Origin of the sequence: Sorangium sp. So ce1036 (assembly GCF_051369805.1) — a bacterium.
In the GTDB taxonomy this organism is placed as follows: Bacteria; Myxococcota_A; Polyangia; order Polyangiales; family Polyangiaceae; genus Sorangium; species Sorangium cellulosum_F.
Genome location: NZ_JBBMOX010000002.1, coordinates 1020211 through 1038006 on the forward strand (window position 1 = coordinate 1020211; position 17796 = coordinate 1038006).

The 17796-nt window shown below is 71.1% G+C and carries 13 protein-coding genes; 8 read left to right on the forward strand and 5 right to left on the reverse strand.

Annotated features, from left to right (window positions below; all coding sequences use genetic code 11):
• Positions 1-14: 14 nt before the first annotated feature.
• Positions 15-2081, reverse strand: a complete 2067-nt coding sequence (locus tag WMF31_RS40855) for a M12 family metallopeptidase (RefSeq protein WP_436607290.1) — start codon at positions 2079-2081, stop codon at positions 15-17.
• On the opposite strand from WMF31_RS40855, the gene WMF31_RS40860 reads away from it, so the two are divergent.
• Together WMF31_RS40860 and WMF31_RS40865 are read left to right on the forward strand one after the other, a co-directional pair.
• Positions 2000-3190, forward strand: a complete 1191-nt coding sequence (locus WMF31_RS40860) for an nSTAND1 domain-containing NTPase (protein ID WP_436607596.1) — start codon at positions 2000-2002, stop codon at positions 3188-3190. The genes WMF31_RS40855 and WMF31_RS40860 overlap by 82 nt on opposite strands.
• Positions 3191-3222: 32 nt before the next feature.
• Entirely contained in the window at positions 3223-4227 is a 1005-nt protein-coding gene (locus WMF31_RS40865; protein WP_436607291.1) for a hypothetical protein, read from the forward strand.
• Positions 4228-4254: 27 nt separating this feature from the next.
• Here the strand turns inward: WMF31_RS40865 and WMF31_RS40870 are convergent, their stop codons facing one another.
• A complete protein-coding gene (locus tag WMF31_RS40870; RefSeq protein WP_436607292.1) occupies positions 4255-4824 on the reverse strand; it encodes a dihydrofolate reductase family protein in 570 nt (189 codons plus the stop codon).
• A 234-nt stretch (positions 4825-5058) separates the two neighbouring features.
• On the opposite strand from WMF31_RS40870, the gene WMF31_RS40875 reads away from it, so the two are divergent.
• Positions 5059-6207 carry a glycoside hydrolase family 11 protein gene (locus tag WMF31_RS40875; protein WP_436607293.1) on the forward strand — a complete coding sequence of 383 codons (1149 nt, stop codon included), beginning with the start codon at positions 5059-5061 and terminating at the stop codon, positions 6205-6207.
• Between the two features lie 301 nt (positions 6208-6508).
• On the opposite strand, the gene WMF31_RS40880 is transcribed toward WMF31_RS40875, so the two are convergent.
• Entirely contained in the window at positions 6509-7186 is a 678-nt protein-coding gene (locus tag WMF31_RS40880; RefSeq protein WP_436607294.1) for a hypothetical protein, read from the reverse strand.
• 543 nt (positions 7187-7729) lie between these two features.
• Here WMF31_RS40880 and WMF31_RS40885 point away from each other — a divergent pair.
• Complete coding sequence (locus WMF31_RS40885; protein WP_436607295.1) at positions 7730-11554, forward strand: hypothetical protein; 3825 nt, start codon at positions 7730-7732, stop codon at positions 11552-11554.
• 63 nt (positions 11555-11617) lie between these two features.
• Complete coding sequence (locus tag WMF31_RS40890; protein WP_436607296.1) at positions 11618-11773, forward strand: hypothetical protein; 156 nt, start codon at positions 11618-11620, stop codon at positions 11771-11773.
• Between the two features lie 160 nt (positions 11774-11933).
• Here the strand turns inward: WMF31_RS40890 and WMF31_RS40895 are convergent, their stop codons facing one another.
• Both WMF31_RS40895 and WMF31_RS40900 read right to left on the reverse strand, forming a co-directional pair.
• Complete coding sequence (locus WMF31_RS40895; protein ID WP_436607297.1) at positions 11934-12341, reverse strand: hypothetical protein; 408 nt, start codon at positions 12339-12341, stop codon at positions 11934-11936.
• A gap of 153 nt (positions 12342-12494) precedes the next feature.
• Complete coding sequence (locus tag WMF31_RS40900) at positions 12495-12644, reverse strand: hypothetical protein (protein ID WP_436607298.1); 150 nt, start codon at positions 12642-12644, stop codon at positions 12495-12497.
• 392 nt (positions 12645-13036) lie between these two features.
• On the opposite strand from WMF31_RS40900, the gene WMF31_RS40905 reads away from it, so the two are divergent.
• From WMF31_RS40905 to WMF31_RS40915, 3 genes are all read left to right on the forward strand, one after another.
• Positions 13037-17071 carry a protein kinase domain-containing protein gene (locus WMF31_RS40905; protein WP_436607299.1) on the forward strand — a complete coding sequence of 1345 codons (4035 nt, stop codon included), beginning with the start codon at positions 13037-13039 and terminating at the stop codon, positions 17069-17071.
• Between the two features lie 238 nt (positions 17072-17309).
• On the forward strand, positions 17310-17498 hold the full coding sequence (locus tag WMF31_RS40910) for a hypothetical protein (protein ID WP_436607300.1): 189 nt from the start codon (positions 17310-17312) through the stop codon (positions 17496-17498).
• 38 nt (positions 17499-17536) lie between these two features.
• The gene (locus WMF31_RS40915; RefSeq protein WP_436607301.1) at positions 17537-17719 is read left to right on the forward strand and encodes a hypothetical protein; all 183 of its coding nucleotides are present in this window, start codon (positions 17537-17539) and stop codon (positions 17717-17719) included.
• The last annotated feature ends 77 nt before the right edge of the window (positions 17720-17796 follow it).

Consider the following 17796-nt stretch of genomic DNA (forward strand, 5'->3'; position numbering starts at 1 on the left):
GCTCCTCCCGCGCTCTACCAGGTCGCCTGGTAGTAATCGAGGTCCACGCTGGTCCCGATGGACAGCGTGTAGTCGGAGAACCAGACATAGACGCGCGAGGTGCTGTCCGCGATGTCGATGCCCTGGATCATCGACGCCGGCTTGCCGGGCGGTAAGGCGTACGCGGTCGGCGCCTGCACGGCGTCCAGATCCGACGTCGTGCCGATGCTCACGGTGTCATCGTCGTACCAGACATAGGCGTTGTCGGACGGGTTGATCCCGATCTCCACGATGTCGGCGATGGTCTTGCCGGGCGGGAGGGAGTAGGCGGACGGGCTGAGGTGCGCGTCGAGATCGCTGCTCGTGCCGGCGCTCACGGTGCCGTCATCGTACCAGGCGTACACCCAGTCGTTCGACTTCGCGATCGAGATGGCCACGATGTCGCTCGTGGTCTTGCCGGGCGGGAGCGTGTAGCTGTACGGCGCGAAGTCGTAGTCGAGATCGGTGCTCCTGCCGGCGACGACCTTCCCGTCCGAATACCAGGTGTACACGCGGTCGGTGCTGGCGATGCCCATCCCGACGATGCCCGTCGGCGTCCTGCCCTCCGGCGGAGAGTAGCCGTACAGCTCCTTGACGGAGGTGATGTCGCCCGCGCTCAGGCCTGACCGCTGCGCGAAGAAGGTGCTGCCGTCGCTCGCCTTGACCATGGTCGGGAGGCTGGGGTTCTTGGCGAAGCCCCACGAGTGGTAGAGCATGATGGATCCGAAGTCGAACTCGTCGAGATCGCGCCCGTCACTGCCGCAGTATTTCGTGAAATTGTGCTCTTTGCCCGGCAGGATGTTGCTCGAGTCGATCGTCACGTGCTCGTCACGATCGCATCGGCTCTGCTCGTGCCAGAGCCCCACGGTGTGCCCTATCTCGTGGACGATGCTGCCGTAGCTGCATGCCCCCGGGGGCGTGTAGCCCGTCAGCCCGCTCACCGCGTCCAGATCGGCGCTGTTTCCAGAGCTCTTCTGCCCGTCGGTGAACCAGGCATAGACGCGATCGTTCCCGGCGATGTCGATCTCGACGATCGTGCCCACGGTCTCTCCGGGCGGCAGCGTGTACGCGTAGGGCGCGAGGTAGGCGTCGAGGTCCCCCGACGTCCCGCTGCTGACCTTCCCGTCCGAGTACCAGACGTAGACGTGGTCGTTCGAGCCTGCGATGCCGATGCCTCGGATGCTCGAGATCGCGTAGCCCGGCGGTAACGAGTAGCTCGTCGGCCCCTGATGCGCGTCGAGATCCCACGAGTTGCCGACCGAGAACTTGCCGTCATCGTACCAGGTATACACCCGATCGATCGACGAGATCGACATGGCGACGATATCGGCCGGCGCGTACCCGCTCGGGAGCTCGTACTCATACAGCGGCACGCGCGAGTCGAGGGTCGCGCTGGTCCCCACGGAGACATAGCCGTCGTTGTACCAGGTATACACCCAGTCGTTCGACTTCGCGATGCCCATGCCCACGATGTCGGACGGACTCTGGCTCGCGGAGAGGTTGATCGTCTGCCTTCCGCCCCGCCGTCCGACGCTCGAGCTGCACGCGCTGGAGAGGACGAACTCGACGTAGTCGGCCTGGCTCGTACGGGGGACGAAATCGATGTCCGTGTTCGTCTCCCAGTGGGCGATGGCGCTGTTGATGCTGGCCTGCAGGTCCGGCGGCAGGGCAGCGTTGATCTCGTACGGGATGGTGCGGTCGGGCCACCGGTAATCCCGCAGCGCCACGCCAGAGCCCTTCGGCCGCGATTCGATCTCCTCTGCGGTGCCCAGGATGATATCGCCATCGAGGATGGCCAGCCCGTCCACCACCTCGTAATGGAGCTCCTCGGGGCCGTTCCTGCCCTCCACGAGCAGCGACCGCCTCTCGCCCTTGCTCTTGATGTTGAGCTCGGCCGACATCGACTGGTTGCAAGCGGGATCCACCGAGTCGATGCCGCACGCATCCACCGCTGGACCGGCGACGGCCGGCCCGGTGTCGCCTGCCACGCACCCCGCGGCGACGAGCCCTCCGCCGAGGACGAGCCACGTCGACCAAGAAAGAGCACACGTTCTCTTCATCATCTCCTACCTGCTTTCTAAGGACCTGCGCGTCCCGCGCGCGGCGGGTCGCCGCACGGCGAGCGAGCTACGAGGCCATCGGCGGCGTGGCGGGCGCGCTGGCGAGCCACGCCGACGCGGTGCTGGCCGGGCTCGGCGGCCGCCAGGCGAGGCACTGCCGGGCCATCCTGGAGCGCCTGGTCACGCCCGAGCGCACGCGGGCCATCGCCAGCCTGGAGGAGCTCCGCGAGCTGCCCGGAGACGGCGATCCCGACGAGCTCGAGAGCGTCGTCCACCTGCTGGCCGACGCGCGGCTCCTCGCCATCGAGACCGGGCGGGACAGCGCCGGCAGCAGGGTGGAGATCGTGCACGAGTCGCTCATCGCGCGCTGGCCGACGTTGCTGCGCTGGCTCGACGAGAACCAGGGGGACTCGGTGTTCCTCGACAAGCTGCGCGCGGCGGCGCGGCAGTGGGCGTCGAGCGGCTGCGCCGACGACCTCCTGTGGCGCGGCAAGCTCGCCGAGGAGGCGCGCCGCTTCCGGGAGCGCTCCGAGCGCCGGCTGCCCGAGCGAGAGCAGCGCTACCTCGACGCCGTGGTCAGGCTGGCCGGCCAGGCGCAGCGCAGGAAGCGCAATTTCATCGTCGGGACCATCACGAGCCTGGCCCTCCTGGTCGTCGGCGCCGCCGCGGGGATCGTCACGGTGGTCCGCCAGAATCGGGTCATCAGCGCGCAGCTCGAGGACATCCGCCGGACCGAGGGCAGCCTCGAAGAGGCGCTCGCGAGAGAGACGGCCTCTCGACAGGCCGCCGAGCAGGCGAGGATGAGCACGGAAGAGCAGCGGCGGCGGGCCGAGCGGCTGCAGAAGGAGGCCGAGGAGGCCAGGGACAGGGCCGAAGCCGAGGCCGAGAAGGCCCGCGCCGCGGCCGAGGAGGCCCGGACGGCGCGCGACGAGGCGCGGGCGTCCGAGGCCGAGGCGCGGCGCGCCGAAGCCAGGGCCGATGACGAGCGGGCCAGGGCTGGCGTCGAGGAGCAGAGGGCCAGGCAGGCGGCAGCCGACGAGCGCCGGAGCAAGGAGGCGCTGGAGCAGCTCATCACGCGCTCCGTCGGGCGGGTCCGGGATCGCTTGAGGTAAACATCGCTCCGGGAGATCATCGATACATTCCCATGAAGAGGACGCCCACGAGCACCCGAGCTGCGATCTGTGCATGGCTCTCGATCGCGCTCCTCGCGTCCCGGGCCGCGCCCGCGTGGGCTCAGGCCGAGCCGGCGTTGCCCCCCTGGCACGAGGGCGTCGCGGAGGAGCGCAAGCGCGCGGCGCTGGAGCTCTTCATGCAGGGGCGTGACCTGCACAGGAGGATGATGCTCGGCGACGCCAGGAAGAAGTACGAGGAGGCGCTCGCCCTGTGGGAGCACCCGGATCTCCGGTTCTACCTGGGCAGGGTGCTCAAGACGATGGGGATGCCGCTGCTCGCCTACGAGAACCTGCGCCTCGCGCTCCGGTGGGGGCCGGCGTCGCTCGAGCCCGCGGACGATGAAGAGGCGCGCGCGCTGATGAAGGAGCTCGTCGAGCGCGAGCTGGCCGTCGTCGAGGTGCGCTGTGATGAGCCCGGCGCTTCGGTGCTGCTCGACGGGAGCCCGTGGTTCGTCGCTCCGGGCTCGTCACGCCGGTTCTTGACGCCCGGAGAGCACGTCATCAGCGCGACGAAGGAGGGGTATTTCCCCCTCGTGAAGCCCGTCGTCGTGCTCGCCGGCGCCCAGGCCTCGGGGGTGCTCAAGCTGAGCGCGGACGGCATCGTCACGGTGCGCAGGTGGTCCGCCTGGAAACCGTGGGCCGTGGTCGGGGCCGGCGCGGCCCTCGGGCTGGCCGGTGCGGTGTTGCGCTGGCAGGCCGACGAGCATGTGGACGAGGCGGAGCAGCTGTTTGAAGAGACCTGCAGGTCGAGCTGCGCTCCGACGAGGTCGGACGCGACGCGCGGGGGTGTGACGGAGGGCCATGTCGCCACCGGCCTGTTCATCGCCGGTGGCGCGACCCTGGCGGCGGGAGCGGTCCTGGTGTTCCTCAACATGCCGCGGACGTATCGCAGCGAGGATCGAGGTGGCGTGGAGCTCCGGATCGTGCCCGCGGCGTCGGGCGCGATCGCCGGGCTGTCAGCACAGCTCTCGTTTTGAAGCGCCCGGCTCGTCCTTCGGCGCGCGTCACCGCGGTTCGTACGTCGCGACGATGTTGCCGTTCTCGAAGGTGCGCTCGGAGACGCGGCGGAGCGCGACGGCGTGGTCGAGGCCCTCGAAGAGGGTGCGGCCGCCGCCGAGCAGGATCGGCGCGATGACGAACGTGTAGCCGTCGATGAGCCCGGCCCGCGCGAGCTGCGCCACGATCGTGCCGCTCCCCATCACCAGGATCGGCTCGCCGCTGCCCTGCTTCATCGCGGCGATCCGCTCCAGGAGGTCGCCGCGGAGCAGGGAGGCGTTCGTCCAGCCGACCTGCTCGAGCGTGCGCGAGACGACGAGCTTCTCCATCCGGGCCATGCCCTCGGCGACCTCGGGCATCTGCTGGCGCGCCGCCTCGGTCGTCCAGAAGCCCGCCATGAGCTCGTAGGTCCTGCGGCCAAAGAGCAGCGTGCCCCGGCCACCCCTGGCGTTCTCCGAGGTGAAGCGCGCCCACTCGGGATCCCCCGCGGAGGACGCGTGGGCCCAGCTCATGTCACCTCGCGCGTCGACGAAGTAGCCGTCGAGCGAGACGCTCTCGAACACCGTCAGCTTTCTCATCGCACCCTCCTCGCGCGACCTCGTTGCCAGGCGATGGTCCTGAATTAGGACTGCACGGTCCTGAGGTCAAACTTCATCGTGGTCCTCGCGCAGCGCAGCCTTGTCGAGGCGGCTCTTCAGGATCGCTTCGACGATCTTGTACCGCGGTTTCCGATCGTGATCGCGCGCCCGCGGCGACGATTGTGAGGTGAGCGGGGACCTTGGTCCTCACTCGGCAGTGTCGGGCGCGACGAAGTGAAGGAGATCTTCGCGGTTCTGGAAACTTCTGCTCGATGCGGCAAGCCGACGACGAGCTATCCTTCAGACGGTTCGCCTCGCTTGATTCGAATGTGCAAACCGGGGCATGCTCCGACCATGAAGATTTTCGCTCCGTCCCGCTGGTCGCTGGGCATCCTCGCCGCTTGCCTGGCTGGCGCGGCCTTCACGGGCTGTGCCGGCTCCGGGGAGGTGAAGGACGCAGACGGGAGCGGCGGATCGATCGCAGGATCCACCGGCGCGGGCGGCAGCGGTGGTCAACCGGGCGCCGGGGGCGCGGGCGCTACATCCGCTACCGGAGGCGTCACGGGGAGCGGCGGCGGGAGTGGCGGCGCGAGCAGCAGCGGTGGGCTCCCCGGTGCGGGCGGAGCGACGGGTGGAGGTGGCTCCACCGGCGACGGCGGCGGCACCGGCGACGGCGGCGGCGGGGCCACGGGCGGCGGCGCGAACGCCTGCCCGCCGGCGACACCGCTGACCGGAGGCAGGGAGTATTGCTCGAACAGTCGAGGCAATGCGGGCAACGGTTACGGTTATGAGCTCTGGGCGGAGGGAGGCGGGTCGGGCTGCATGACCGTGCACGGCGTCGACGCCGCGTTCAGCGCGGCATGGAACGACGTCGAGGATTTCCTGGCGCGCGTCGGGCTCGACTTCAACCAGACCCGGAAGCACACCCAGATCGGCACCATCTCGGCGGAGTTCGCGCATACCAAGACGGAGGAGGACGGTGGCTTCACGTACATCGGCATCTACGGCTGGACCGTCAACCCGCTGCGCGAGTTCTACATCCTCGACGACTGGGGGAGCGAGAAGCCGGGAGGTTTTTCCTCCGATGGGACGCCGCGGGACGAGGTGGGCACGCTCGTTGCCGATGGCGAGACCTACGACGTGTGGAAGAAGACCCGCGTGAACAAGCCGGCCATCACGGGTCCAAGTGAAACGTTCGACCAGTATTTCAGCATCCGGCGGACGGCTCGCACCTGCGGCACCATCTCCGTCTCCGAACACTTCACCCAGTGGGAAAAGCTCGGCCTCTCCCTGGGGAATCTGCACGAGGTCAAGCTGTTGATCGAGGCCCAGTTCAACAGCGGGACGGTCAATTTCACGACGGCGAAGTTCGTCGTGAAATGAGCGGGCAGGAGGGGACGACCCGTGAAGCTGTGCTTCAGCCGAAGCTTGAATTCACGGGTCGCCGCTGCCGTGGCGCGCCCCCTCGACGCACCCGTGGGATGCGTCCACGCCGCTCCTCTTGACCCGTCACAGCAGGAGAGGTTTCGAGCGCTGAATCCGAACCCGCGCCTGCCCATCCTGGTCGAGGGGAGCCAGTCGCTCTGGGAGAGGTGGCGCGCGAGGTGGAGGCGGCCCCCACTTCGGGACGGACGCCGCGCACGCGCACGTCGGCTACGGGCAGGAAACCTCGGTCGGCAGCGGCTCACAACCAGCGATGCCGCGGTGGTGCGAGCAGCACCCGCGGTGCGGTCCGTGGCAGCGGCAGGTGGGGCTCCGTCCCGTCCCGGCACATGAGTCCTCGCGTCTTCTCAAAGGCGAGGCGCTCGGCCCGCAGCACGAGAGCCTCCTTCGACTTCATGAGCGACAGCGCCTTGCGGACGTCCGCGGCGCCTCTGTCCTTGGGCTCGATCGGGTCAAGCAATTCACGGGCTCTGCAATAGGTCCTCTTCGTGTCACCGCCGTCGCTCGTGAGGGCCTCGGTCGCGAGGGCGGTGCGCTCCGCCGGTGGCCTGGCCGCATCGATGGTCGCGAGGCGTGCCTTCTCCTGCTTCCGCTCCCGCTCCCGCTGCTCGCGCTCCTGCCGCTCGCGCAGCGCCTGGTTTGCGCGCGCGGCCCTGGCGAATACGTCGGCGTCCGGGGTCGGACGGGGGATGCTGCGCGACGGAGGATCATCGAACCCATTTGAAACGATGGCCGCGAACATCCCGGACAGCAGGACTATGACACCGGTCTTCTGGACGAAGGTGAGCCCGCTCCAGCCCTGGTCGCCGGCGGCTATGGCGCGCCGCGCCTGCTGCGCGCGCGCCTCGCACGCATCACACAGGGTCCAGCGTGGCGAGCACGCGGTACCGACCGACGGGCAGGCGCAGGATGCCCGCATGATCGGCTGGGGCGCGGAAGACGTTGCCCTCGCCAGGCCATGCGCCTGTTCGCGCGCTCTGCGCCGCGCTCCAGGGTCTCCGGACCCCCCCAGGGCGCCGCCTTCCAATGCCCCCGACCCTGCCGGAGCCGTCCGCCACGCCACGCCTCGTCGCGCCACGATCGGGCTTGTTTTACTTACGCGTCCACCCGCCGGAGGGGTAGCGGCGTTGGCGCATCGTTGAGCGGAGCCCAAGACCCTATCGCGGTGGGCCGCCGGCGCGCGCGCTCGCGCTCGAGGGGCGGCGGAGGGGGCGCGACGGATCGGATCCGTCGCGAGGGGGTGGAGACGGGGTGGCGTGACGGATCGCGCCTGCTGGGAGAGGCAGGTGCCGGGGAGGTCGGGCGCCAGCGTGCTGAGCGCGACCGCTGCGATGGGTGACGGCTCCGACGTCCACCTGTCTCGCTCGCCTGATCGTGCGACGTCCGGCGTCCGCTTCCGCCATCCTCCCGCAGGCAGGTGCCTTCGTTGACCCGTGAGGCGTCGCCGGTCCACACTGCCGTCATGGTACGGGACCCGCTCGGCTGGACGGACCTCAGCGTCGAGCTCCTGGAGGCGCTCGAGCCGGACGATTTCGAGCAGTTTTGCTTCGATCTGATCCGGTTCGAGGCCTACGATCGTCACGACGGTCCAGCCGTCGACGGTCCAGCGAAACGGAGCGTTGCGGACGGTGGACGCGACATCCTGCTCACCGTCAGGAGATCGCCTCACCTCTCCAAGGCCGACTACCAGAAAGCGTACCACCTGGGTCCGCTCACGGAGGACGGTCAGACCCGAACGGCGTACAGCTGCAAGAGCGGGGACAACTGGCTTAACCTGGCGCTGCGAGACGTGCAGGAGCGGAAGGGCCTCGGCCGGGTCGTCGAGGTGCTGCTGGAGGGCGGCTACTTCAAGCTGCTCATCAACACCGTCGGCAACCTCGACAGCCAGGTGACGCGAGGCGGCGTCCAACGAACGCCGCACGAGCACCTGGCCGCCGCGCTCTGGGAGCGCATGAAGCAGGAGCGGCCGGACGCGGATGACCCCAGCACGCACATCGAGATCCTGGATGCCCATGCGCTCACCGACTTCTTGCGCGCGCGCCAGCCCGAGGGCGGGAGCGTCGCCAGGTGGGCCGACCGGTTCAGCGTCCTCCCGCTGCTGCACGGCCTCGACGCATGGCGCGCTCACCACCAGGAAGACAGGAGCGAGCCGGAGTTCACCGACGATGCGGAACGAGAGGCGCTGCGCGACGCGTTGCTCAGGTTCATCCGGCACGCCCCGTCCACGCCCCGCGAGCTGGCGGCATGGCTCGTCGGCCCCCCGGGCGTCGGCAAGACGCGCCTGGTGCTGGAGGCGCTCGCGAGCGACCCGGCCATCGAGCAGCGCGTGCGGGTGGCTCGGACCCCCGAGGAGGCGCTCGGGGCGCTGGACCGCGGACGGCTCCTGGTCCGCCACCCCGCGGTCGTCTTGATCGTCGATGACTGCCCGACGATCCAGGTGGATCCGCTCGCCGCGCGCTTCGTCGCCGCCACGAGGACGCACACGTCGGCGCGGCTCCTGATCGTGACACCGGCGCCCGAGCAGGTGCTGGCGAAGGCGAGGCTCTCCCCGCGCTGGTACCTCAAGCCGCTCGATCCGACCGCCACCCGGACGCTCGCAGCCCACGTGCTCGGGGTGTCGACCGACGCGCAGGGGGTCCACGACATCGCCCGGCTGAGCGAGGGCTATCCCTGGTTCGTCGACCTGCTCGCGCGCGAGTCTCGTGTCGAGGATCGCCCGCCCCGCGACGTGCGCGAGGCGGCACAGTGGGCGCTCGCAGCGTCCTGGGAGGCAAGCCCGGGCCCAGAGCTGGAGGCGCTCCGTCTCCGTCGTGCGCGCTGCCTGCTCGCCGCATCCATCACGCGACGGATCGACTGGGGCGAGCTCTCGCCGGCGCAACGGGAGGACGTGTCCCGCGCCGTGGGTCTCGAGCGCGGGCAGGACCTGTTCGATGTCGCGGATCAGTGCGTGAGGCGCGGGATCCTCCGGCGCAACCAGGGCTGGAAGTACAAGTACGTGACGCCCCTCGTGCTCGAGCGGGAGGTGATCGCGTGGCTCCTCGACCCGGACGGCGGGCGCGACCCGGGAGGCCGGACGCTGGTGCTATACGGCCAGCTCTACCTGGACGACTTCTTCGAGACCCTGTTGCGGCTCGGGCTCCCCCGCGAGCTTCTGGTGGGCATGGCTCGGGTCGGCGTCGAGGACCTCGAGCGGGCGCCAGCGGACTGGGGGGAGCTCCGATCGCTCGGCCTGCTCGGGCCGCGCCTCCGGTTCATCGCCCGGCATGCGCCCGGCGCGACCGCGCGCGAGCTCCGCCGGCGGATCGAGGCGTCGAGCATCGACGAATTGCGCGCTTGCATCGAGGAGCGCCGCGGAATCGTGTTCGCCCTGGACGAGCTCGCGACCCGCGCGGACGCCTTCGAGGACGCGGAGGCCGCGCTGCTCCGGCTCGCCCAGGCCGAGAACGAAGCGTATGCGAACAACGCCACGGCGACGTGGGCGAGCCTGTTCCTCGTCGAGCTCAACGCGACGCACCGATCGCTCGCCCAGCGCATGGCCCTCCTGGAACATCGACTGAGTGATCCCGATCCCGCCGTGCGCGCGGTTGCCCTCGAGGGCATCCAGGCGGTCCTGGCGACGAGGGCGTTCCGCCTCGCGCACGAGGCGATCGACGGCGCCTGGACGGCACCTGCGGGCGAGGAGGTGCGCCTGGCCCGAGCCCAGGCATGGACGCTCCTCGCCGAGCGCTTCGGCGATCCCCATCCCTATGTGGCAGCCAAGGCGAAGCGAGCGGTCGCCGGTGAGCTGCGCGGCGCAGTCCGGGCCGGGATGGGCGAGCATGCCATGGCGATCCTCGCCGCTCATCTGGCCGATTTCACGGAATCCGAGCGCGTCCAGCTCCGCGACGCGCTCGCGGCCGTGCGCACCTACGACGCGGGCTGGCTAGCGCCCGACGGCGAGTACCCTGGGCGCCTCGAGGCGCTGCTCGCGCCGTCTTCCTTCCAGCAGCGCCTTCGCCAGCGGGTCGGGGCGTGGGGGCCGGCCGCGCTCCGCGAGAACGACGATGCGCTCGACGAAGCGCTCGCGCGCGAGGGGCTCGCGGGCGACGTCCCGCTGCGCTCCGAGCTCGACTGGCTCGTGTCCGATGAGGCGGTGCGCGCGCACGTGTTCGCTTACGCGCTGGGCCGGTGCGATGAGCGCGGGACCCTGCTCGCGGGGCTCCGTGAGCGGGCGAGGACGTGCCGCGGGGCGCGGGCGTGGAGGAGACGAGCCGTCTTTGCGCGCTACCTGGGCGGCTGGGCGCAGGCGGGCCGAGGCGTGGCGGCGGAGGCGGTTCTGCGCGATCTGAAGCTGGACGCGGCCGAGGCGCCCCTGTTTGCGCTGGCTGTCATGGAGCTAGGCGCGACGGACGAGCAGCTCGCCTGGATCCGGTCGGCCGTGCAGCGGGATCTCCTCGACGGGGCCTGCGTGCTGGAGCTGGGCCGGCGCCGACGCTGGCTGCTCCAGGTGAGTGAGGCGGCATTCGCCGCCTTCGCAGGGGCGCTCGTCGAGGGGACGCCGATCGAGCACGCCGCGGCGGCGCTGGAACTCTTGGTCGAGCACATCGAGGAGCGACCCGAGCGCGCGGCGACCTCGCGAGCTCTCCTGCTCAATGCGCTCGAGCGGCTTGCGCCTCACCGCGTGCACGGCATGACCGATCACTTCTGGGAGCTGGGGGCGCGGCTCCTCGTCGATCAGGGGGAGGCCGCGCGCGTCGCGGAGCTTGCGCTCGTGGCGCTATCGCAGCCTCACGGCGCCAAGGAGCACGCGTGGGCGGCGCTGCACGCGGCCGCCGCGCGCGACGCGCTGGCGGCGTGGCGGGCCGTCGCGGCGGCCCTGGATCGGCGCGACCCGGCGGCGGGGCGCTTGCAGATGGCGTTCATGTTTCATCATCGCTCCTCGTTCGCCTGGCCGGCCGAGGACGTCCTCGCCTGGGTGGGGCAAGATGCGCGCCGTGGTCGCACGGCCGCCGCCATCGTGCGCCCCCGCGCGCCCGAGCTCGATCCCATCTGGCGCGCCCTGGTGCAGCGGTTCGGTCCGCGGAGCTCGGTCGCGGGCGAGATCATCAGCCGTGTCCACAGCACCGATGGGCTGGTCGCGAGCCTGGCCGAGCACGACGCGGAGCAGCTCTCTCGCGCGCGCGCGTGGCGCGCCGACCCCGATCCACGCGTCCGCGCTTTTGCCGAGCGGCTCATCGAAACGCTGACGCGGAGCCACGAGCAGCACGTGGCCGACGAGGAGGACGAACGCCGCCGCTGGGGCACGTAGGGCGAGGCGAGTCGCACCACGACCAGGGGCGCCTGCTCGGCGAGGGCGCCCCATGGGCGCGTCGTGTTTCTCGACGGTGCCTATCACGAAGACAGCGACCATCTCGTGGGGAACGAGCTCGGTGACTGGCCGACGCGCGAGATCGGTGAGGTGCTCGAACTGGCCGTCCGGCGGGCGAGGCCACCCGTGTTCGCGCTCGGCCGCGCCCGGGGATGTTGAACGACTTGCCGCGGTGGCGGAGCGGCTTCTCCTTGGGCGCATCTCCTACCGTGGAGCGCAACCGTGCATGAGCGGCCGGTCCGGCGTTTCCAGCCTATGAGGTGCTCAGACGGGGCTCTCTCAGCTATCCTGTGCGTTGCGCGTGTGAGCGTGGCGTGGCTCATGCCGCTCCGGGGCGGCCGAAGAAACGACGGCCTTGAACCATTCGGTCGGCCTCGATCTCGTCGATTGTCCAGCAGTGGTCGCTCTCGTCATCCATGGCGACTCCGCCAAATTGGTGAAGAATGGCTGCGGCGAACGCTTTGACCTCGTGTTCCGCTGAGTAATGGCGTGATACGTCGACGCAGATGCTTCGAGGCTGCTCGCCTTTGAAATGGTCGAGCAGCGATCGCTTGGTCTCGGGTTCCAGCTCGTCATAGAGCTCATCTGCGAGCTCAATGTACAGACCTCTCTTGTCTGGGCTCGGATAGATCCATTGTCGTGTGTTCGGCGTTCGCTGCGCTACAGAGTCGAGCCATGTGGATATCGCCTCCTCGGGCGCCTGGACGAACGTGTAAAACGATCTCATCTTGGCCTCGTCTTGGGTCTGGTGTAATTGCGTCCATGCGTGTGTCGAGGTCTTTCCTCTCCGCGGCGATGCCGCCTTGCTTCTCGATCGCTGACCGCGAATGCTTGCCGAGTCCGGAGCCCGAGTCTCCGACCACGGGCTTGCCATGTGGATTTACCTTCCAGTCGCGCCGTCCTTGACCTGGCTGCCGAGCGCGAGCCGCTCGCCGCGTTCCCCGTCGAGCTGTAGCTCGATCGTGGTGACCCGCGGCTCGCCCCAGGTCCTGTCGCGGAGCCGTGTCCGCCGCCCCACGCGGTCGGTCACCTCGACCAGGCGGCCATCCGCTGCCGGCGGGCGAGGCCACCCGGCTCCGGGCGCAGCCGGAGGTGCACCCGCTCGGACCCACGTAGTGTCATTTCGCATGCCGATCTGTAAACGTTCGGGCACACGTAGTGTCATTTCGCATGCAGATCTGTAAACGTTTGTACACACGTAGTGTCATTTCGCATGCAGATCTGTAAACGTTTGTACACACGTAGTGTCACTCCGCCCGCTGGGCCCCCGACGCTGTCGCACACCCCGGGCGCCCTCCACGCACCGGCCGCTGCGCTCCCACCCGCGCGGCTGCGGCCCCGCGCCGAGCCGCCCGCGCGGCGCGTCCGGCGCCGGGATCTCGCATCGCGCGCTGTCCCCGCCGTGTGATACTCGCCGTCCCGATGAAACCCGGGGACATCGTCGCCGACCGCTTCGTGATCGAGCGCCTCGCCGGGTCGGGCGGGATGGGCTCCGTCTACCGCGCGCTCGACCGGCTCACCGGCGAGGCGGCCGCGCTCAAGGTCATGTCGGGGCACGGCCTCGAGCACGGCGAGCGCTTCGCGCGCGAGGCGCAGGTGCTCGCCGAGCTGCGCCACCCCGGCATCGTCCGGTACATCGCGCAGGGGGCCACCGCGAGCGGCGAGCCGTGGCTCGCGCTGGAGTGGCTCGAGGGCGAGAGCCTCGCCGACCGGCTCAGGCGGCGCGGGCTCACCGTGGCCGAGAGCGTCACGCTCGGGCTGCGCGTGGCCGAGGCGCTCGCCGAGGCGCACCGGCACAACGTCGTCCACCGCGACCTCAAGCCGAGCAACCTCTACCTGCTCGGTAAATCCGTCGAGCGGATCAAGCTCCTCGACTTCGGCATCGCGCGGCTCACCGCGCTCGCGCCGCTCACGATGACCGGGGTCGTCATGGGCACGCCGTTCTACATGGCGCCCGAGCAGGCGCGCGGCGAGCGCGCCGTGGGGCCGCAGGCCGACGTGTTCGCGCTCGGCTGCGTCCTGTTCCACTGCCTCACCGGGCGCCCGCCGTTCGTCGGCGACGACATTCACGCCGCGCTGCTGCGCGTCGTGCTCGACGAGGCGCCGCGCCTGCGCGACGTGCGCCCCGACGTCCCGGAGGCGATCGACGCCGCCGTGGCGCAGATGCTCGCGAAGGACCCGGCCGCGCGGCCCGCCGACGGCGGCGCCGCGGCCGACGCGCTGCTCCGCGTGGGCGAGATCGAGAGCTCGCCGCCGGCGCCGGTGAGCCGGCGCTCCGGCGCGCTCACGACCGGCGAGCGGCGGACGCTCTGCCTGATGCTCGCGCGCACGGGCCCCTCGGAGGCGGCCTGGCAGGGGCCCACCATGCCGATGACGCTCCCGATGACGCTGCCGCTCGCGCGCGCCGTCCCGGAGGAGGACGTGCGGCGCGTGGCCTCGCGCTTCGGCGGCGCGCTGCAGACGCTGGCGGACGGGCTCTTGCTCATCACGCTGGAGGGCCGCGGCCTCATCACCGACCAGGCCGCCCGGGCGGCCCGGTGCGCGCTCGAGGTGCGCGGCCTCCTCCCCGGCGTGCAGATGGCGCTCGTCGCCGGCCGCGGCTCCGCGGACGACCGGCTCCCGATGGGGCCGACGATCGATCGCGCCGTGCGCCTGCTCGATCGCGCTTCCGGCGGCTCGATCCGCCTCGACGAGGTGATGGCCGGCCTGCTCGACGCGCGCTTCGACGTGGGCGGCGACGCGACCGGGCTCGTGCTGCGCGCCGAGCGCGACCTCGTCGAGGCCGCCCGCACGCTGCTCGGCCGGACGACGCCGTTCGTGGGGCGCGACCACGAGCTCGCGATCCTGGAGGCCGTGCTCGACGAGTGCGTGTCCGAGCCGACCGCGCGCGCGGTGCTGGTCACGGCGCCCGCGGGCATCGGCAAGAGCCGGCTGCGTTACGAATTTTTGCGCCGGGTCGAGGAGCGGAAGGAGCGGGTGCAGATCTGGCTCGGCCACGCCGATCCGATGAGCGCCGGCTCGCCGTTCGGGATGCTGCGCCAGCTCCTGCGCCGCGAGGCGGGGCTCTCGGGCGGCGAGCCGCAGGAGCTCCGCGAGCAGCGCCTCCGCGCGCGCGTCGGCCGCACCCTGAGCGGCGGCGACCTCGAGCGCGTGACGGAGTTTTTGGGCGAGATCGCGCGCATCCGCTTCTCCGACGAGGGCCGGGTGGAGCTGCGCGCCGCGCGGAGCGACCCGATGCTCATGGGCGACCAGATCCGGCGCGCCTGGGAGGACTTCGTGCTGGCCGAGTGCCGGGCCGAGCCGGTGCTGCTCGTGCTCGAGGATCTCCAGTGGGGCGACGTGCCCACGGTGAAGCTCATCGACGCGGCGCTCGCGCACCGGGATCAGCCGCTCATGGTGCTCGCGCTGGCGCGGCCCGAGGTCGAGGCGATCTTCCCGAAGGTGTGGGTCTCGCGCGGCGTGCAGGAGATCCGGCTGCGCGAGCTCGGGCGCCGGGGGAGCGAGCGGCTCGTGCGCGAGGTGCTCGGCGACGCCGTCCCGCCCGAGCTCTGCGCGCGGCTGTGCGAGCGGGCCGGGGGCAACGCGTTCTACCTGGAGGAGCTCATCCGCGCGGCCGCCGCGGGGAGGACGGAGGCGCTGCCCGAGACGGTGCTGTCGATGGTGCAGGCGCGGCTGGAGGCGCTCGACGGCGAGGCGCGGCGGGTGCTGCGCGCGGCGAGCGTGTTCGGCCAGAAGTTCTGGCGCGGCGGGCTCGTGGCCCTGCTCGGCGGCGAGCGGCGCGCGCCGCAGGCGGACGGGTGGCTCGCGGTGCTGGTCGACCGCGAGCTCATCGCGCGGCGGGGCGAGGGCAGGTTCCGGGGCGAGGACGAGTACGTGTTCCGGCACGCGCTCGTGCGCGAGGCGGCGTACGCGACGCTGACCGACGCGGACCGCGCGCTCGGCCACCTCCTGGCGGGCGAGTGGCTGGAGGCCGCGGGCGAGCGCGACGCGGCGCTCCTCGGGGATCACTTCGCGCGGGGCGGCGACGCCGAGCGGGCGGCCGTCTGGTTCCGGCGCGCGGCGGAGCAGGCGCTCGGCGCGAACGACTTCCGGGCGGCGATCCTCCGGGCGGAGCAGGGCGCGGCGAGCGCCGAGGCGGACGGCGAGCTGTTCGCGGCGCTGCGCCTCGTGCAGGCCGAGGCGCACAAGTGGCTCGGCGAGGCGGCCGAGGCCGAGCGGTGCGCGGTGGCGGCGATGCAGGGCTTCCCCCGGCGGAGCGCGCTCTGGTACGCGGCCGCCGCGGAGGCGGCGTCGATGCGCGTGCGCCTCGGCATGGGCGACCGGCTCGCGGAGCTCGTCGAGGCGCTGCGGGGGCGCGGCCCCGGCGGGGCGGACGCCGGGGGCGGCTCCGTCTCGGGCCCTGGCGGCGTGGAGGGCGGGGCCGCGGCGGGCGGGCGCGGAGGGGAGCCCGGGCGCGGAGGGGATGCCGGGCGCGGCGCGCCGACGTACATCGAGGAGGCGACCGGCGCGTGCGTGAGCGCGCTGGCGCGCATCGCGGGGTCGCTCCTGCACGGCGGCCAGTACGCGGCGGCGGAGGAGATCGTGCAGGAGCTCGCGCGCGTGGCGATGCCGCTCGCCGAGCGCGACGCGGCGGTGGCCGCGCGCATTCACGCGCTGCGCGCGTCGCGGGCGCTCTGCTACGGCGATCCGGCGGCGTCGCTGGAGTGCACGGAGCAGAGCATCCCCGCGTACCTCCAGACGGGCGATCTCAGGAACGCGTGCCTGAGCCGGGTGAATGCGGCGCACTGCCTCGTGCAGCTCGGGGTGTACGGCAGCGCGGAGGCGGGGCTGCGCGACGCGCTCGCGGAGGCGGAGCGGATGGGGCTGCACAACGTGGCGGCGTTCGCGAAGCAGAACCTGGGCTTGCTCTGGACGCAGCAGGGCGACCTGGCGGCGGCGCGCGCGGTCACGGTCGAGGCGATCGAGGCGTTCGCGGCGCAGGCGAACCGGCGGCAGGAGGCGCGGTCGCGCGCCTACCACGCGGCGATCCTGACGCGGCTCGGCAGCCTCGGCGCGGCGGACGACGAGGCGGGGGCGGCGGTGGCGATGCTGGCGCACGTGCCGACGCTCCAGGCGCTCGCGCTCGCGGTGCGCGCGCGGGTGCTGCTCGAGCAGGGGCGCGCGCGCGAGGCGCTGGAGGCGGCGCGGCGCGGGCTGGGCCTGCTCGTGGCGGTGGGGGGGACGGAGGAGGGGGAAGCGCAGATCCGGCTCGGGTATGCCGAGGCGCTGCGGGCCTCGGGGCACCTCGAGGCGGCGCGGGAGGCGATCGGGGTGGCGATGCAGCGGCTCGTCGCGCGGGCGCAGCGGATTTCGGATCCGGCGAGGCGGCAGAGCTTTTGCCAGGCGGTCCCGGAGAACGCGAAGACGTTCGCGCTGGCCGCGCTGTGGCAGCAGGAGGCGGAGACTACCGTGCAGTAGCCGGGGGATCCGCCCGGTTCGTCCGCCTCCGTCCGGCTTCCATCGGTCGCCGACCGTCGACAACCACGACCACGACCACGACCACGACCACGACCACGTTCACGTCTGAGCGTCCATCACATCTCGCCTAACCCTGCGAAATCACTCGCATTTGGCCTGAGGGCAAAGTCCAATCCTTTCGAGGACTCGAGCGAGATGTGACGGATGATGAGACGTCCACGTCTACGTTGACGTTTACGTGGTCGTGAACGTGGACGTGAACGTGGTCGTGGTCGTGGTCGTGGTCGTGGTCGTCGACGGTCGACGTGGACGTCTCAACAACCTTTACGGGTCGTTCAAGTGTTCGAAATGCTTGAGCTTTGGTCTCGGGGCGAACGGGAGAAATCTCGCGAAGGAATCCCGCGAAGTTGAGCGAAGCGAGATGTGATGGATGCTGAGACGAGGAGCTGTCGACTACGTTCACGATTGATCGATAACGACCACGACCACGACCACGACCACGTCCACGTCTACGTCCACGTCCACGTCCACGTCCACGTAAACGTAAACGTAGACGTAGACGCAGACGTGGCCGTGGTCGTGGCCGTGGTCGTGGACGGGCCCCGCAAGCGCCTCGGAACGCGCGGCTGCGCTCAGGAAGACTCCTGATTCTCCTCCAGTCCGCCCCCGCGCCCCGCCCCGGGCATCCCGCGTTGGCCACCTCCCAATGCTGCCATCTCGGGCGG

Excerpts from the sequence above, each read along its gene's own strand:
- WMF31_RS40855 (WP_436607290.1), bottom strand. The coding sequence starts at position 2,081 with ATGATGAAGAGAACGTGTGCTCTTTCTTGGTCGACGTGGCTCGTCCTC.
- WMF31_RS40865 (WP_436607291.1), top strand. The coding sequence starts at position 3,223 with ATGAAGAGGACGCCCACGAGCACCCGAGCTGCGATCTGTGCATGGCTC.
- WMF31_RS40870 (WP_436607292.1), bottom strand. The coding sequence starts at position 4,824 with ATGAGAAAGCTGACGGTGTTCGAGAGCGTCTCGCTCGACGGCTACTTC.
- WMF31_RS40880 (WP_436607294.1), bottom strand. The coding sequence starts at position 7,186 with ATGCGGGCATCCTGCGCCTGCCCGTCGGTCGGTACCGCGTGCTCGCCA.
- WMF31_RS40885 (WP_436607295.1), top strand. The coding sequence starts at position 7,730 with ATGGTACGGGACCCGCTCGGCTGGACGGACCTCAGCGTCGAGCTCCTG.
- WMF31_RS40895 (WP_436607297.1), bottom strand. The coding sequence starts at position 12,341 with ATGAGATCGTTTTACACGTTCGTCCAGGCGCCCGAGGAGGCGATATCC.
- WMF31_RS40905 (WP_436607299.1), top strand. The coding sequence starts at position 13,037 with ATGAAACCCGGGGACATCGTCGCCGACCGCTTCGTGATCGAGCGCCTC.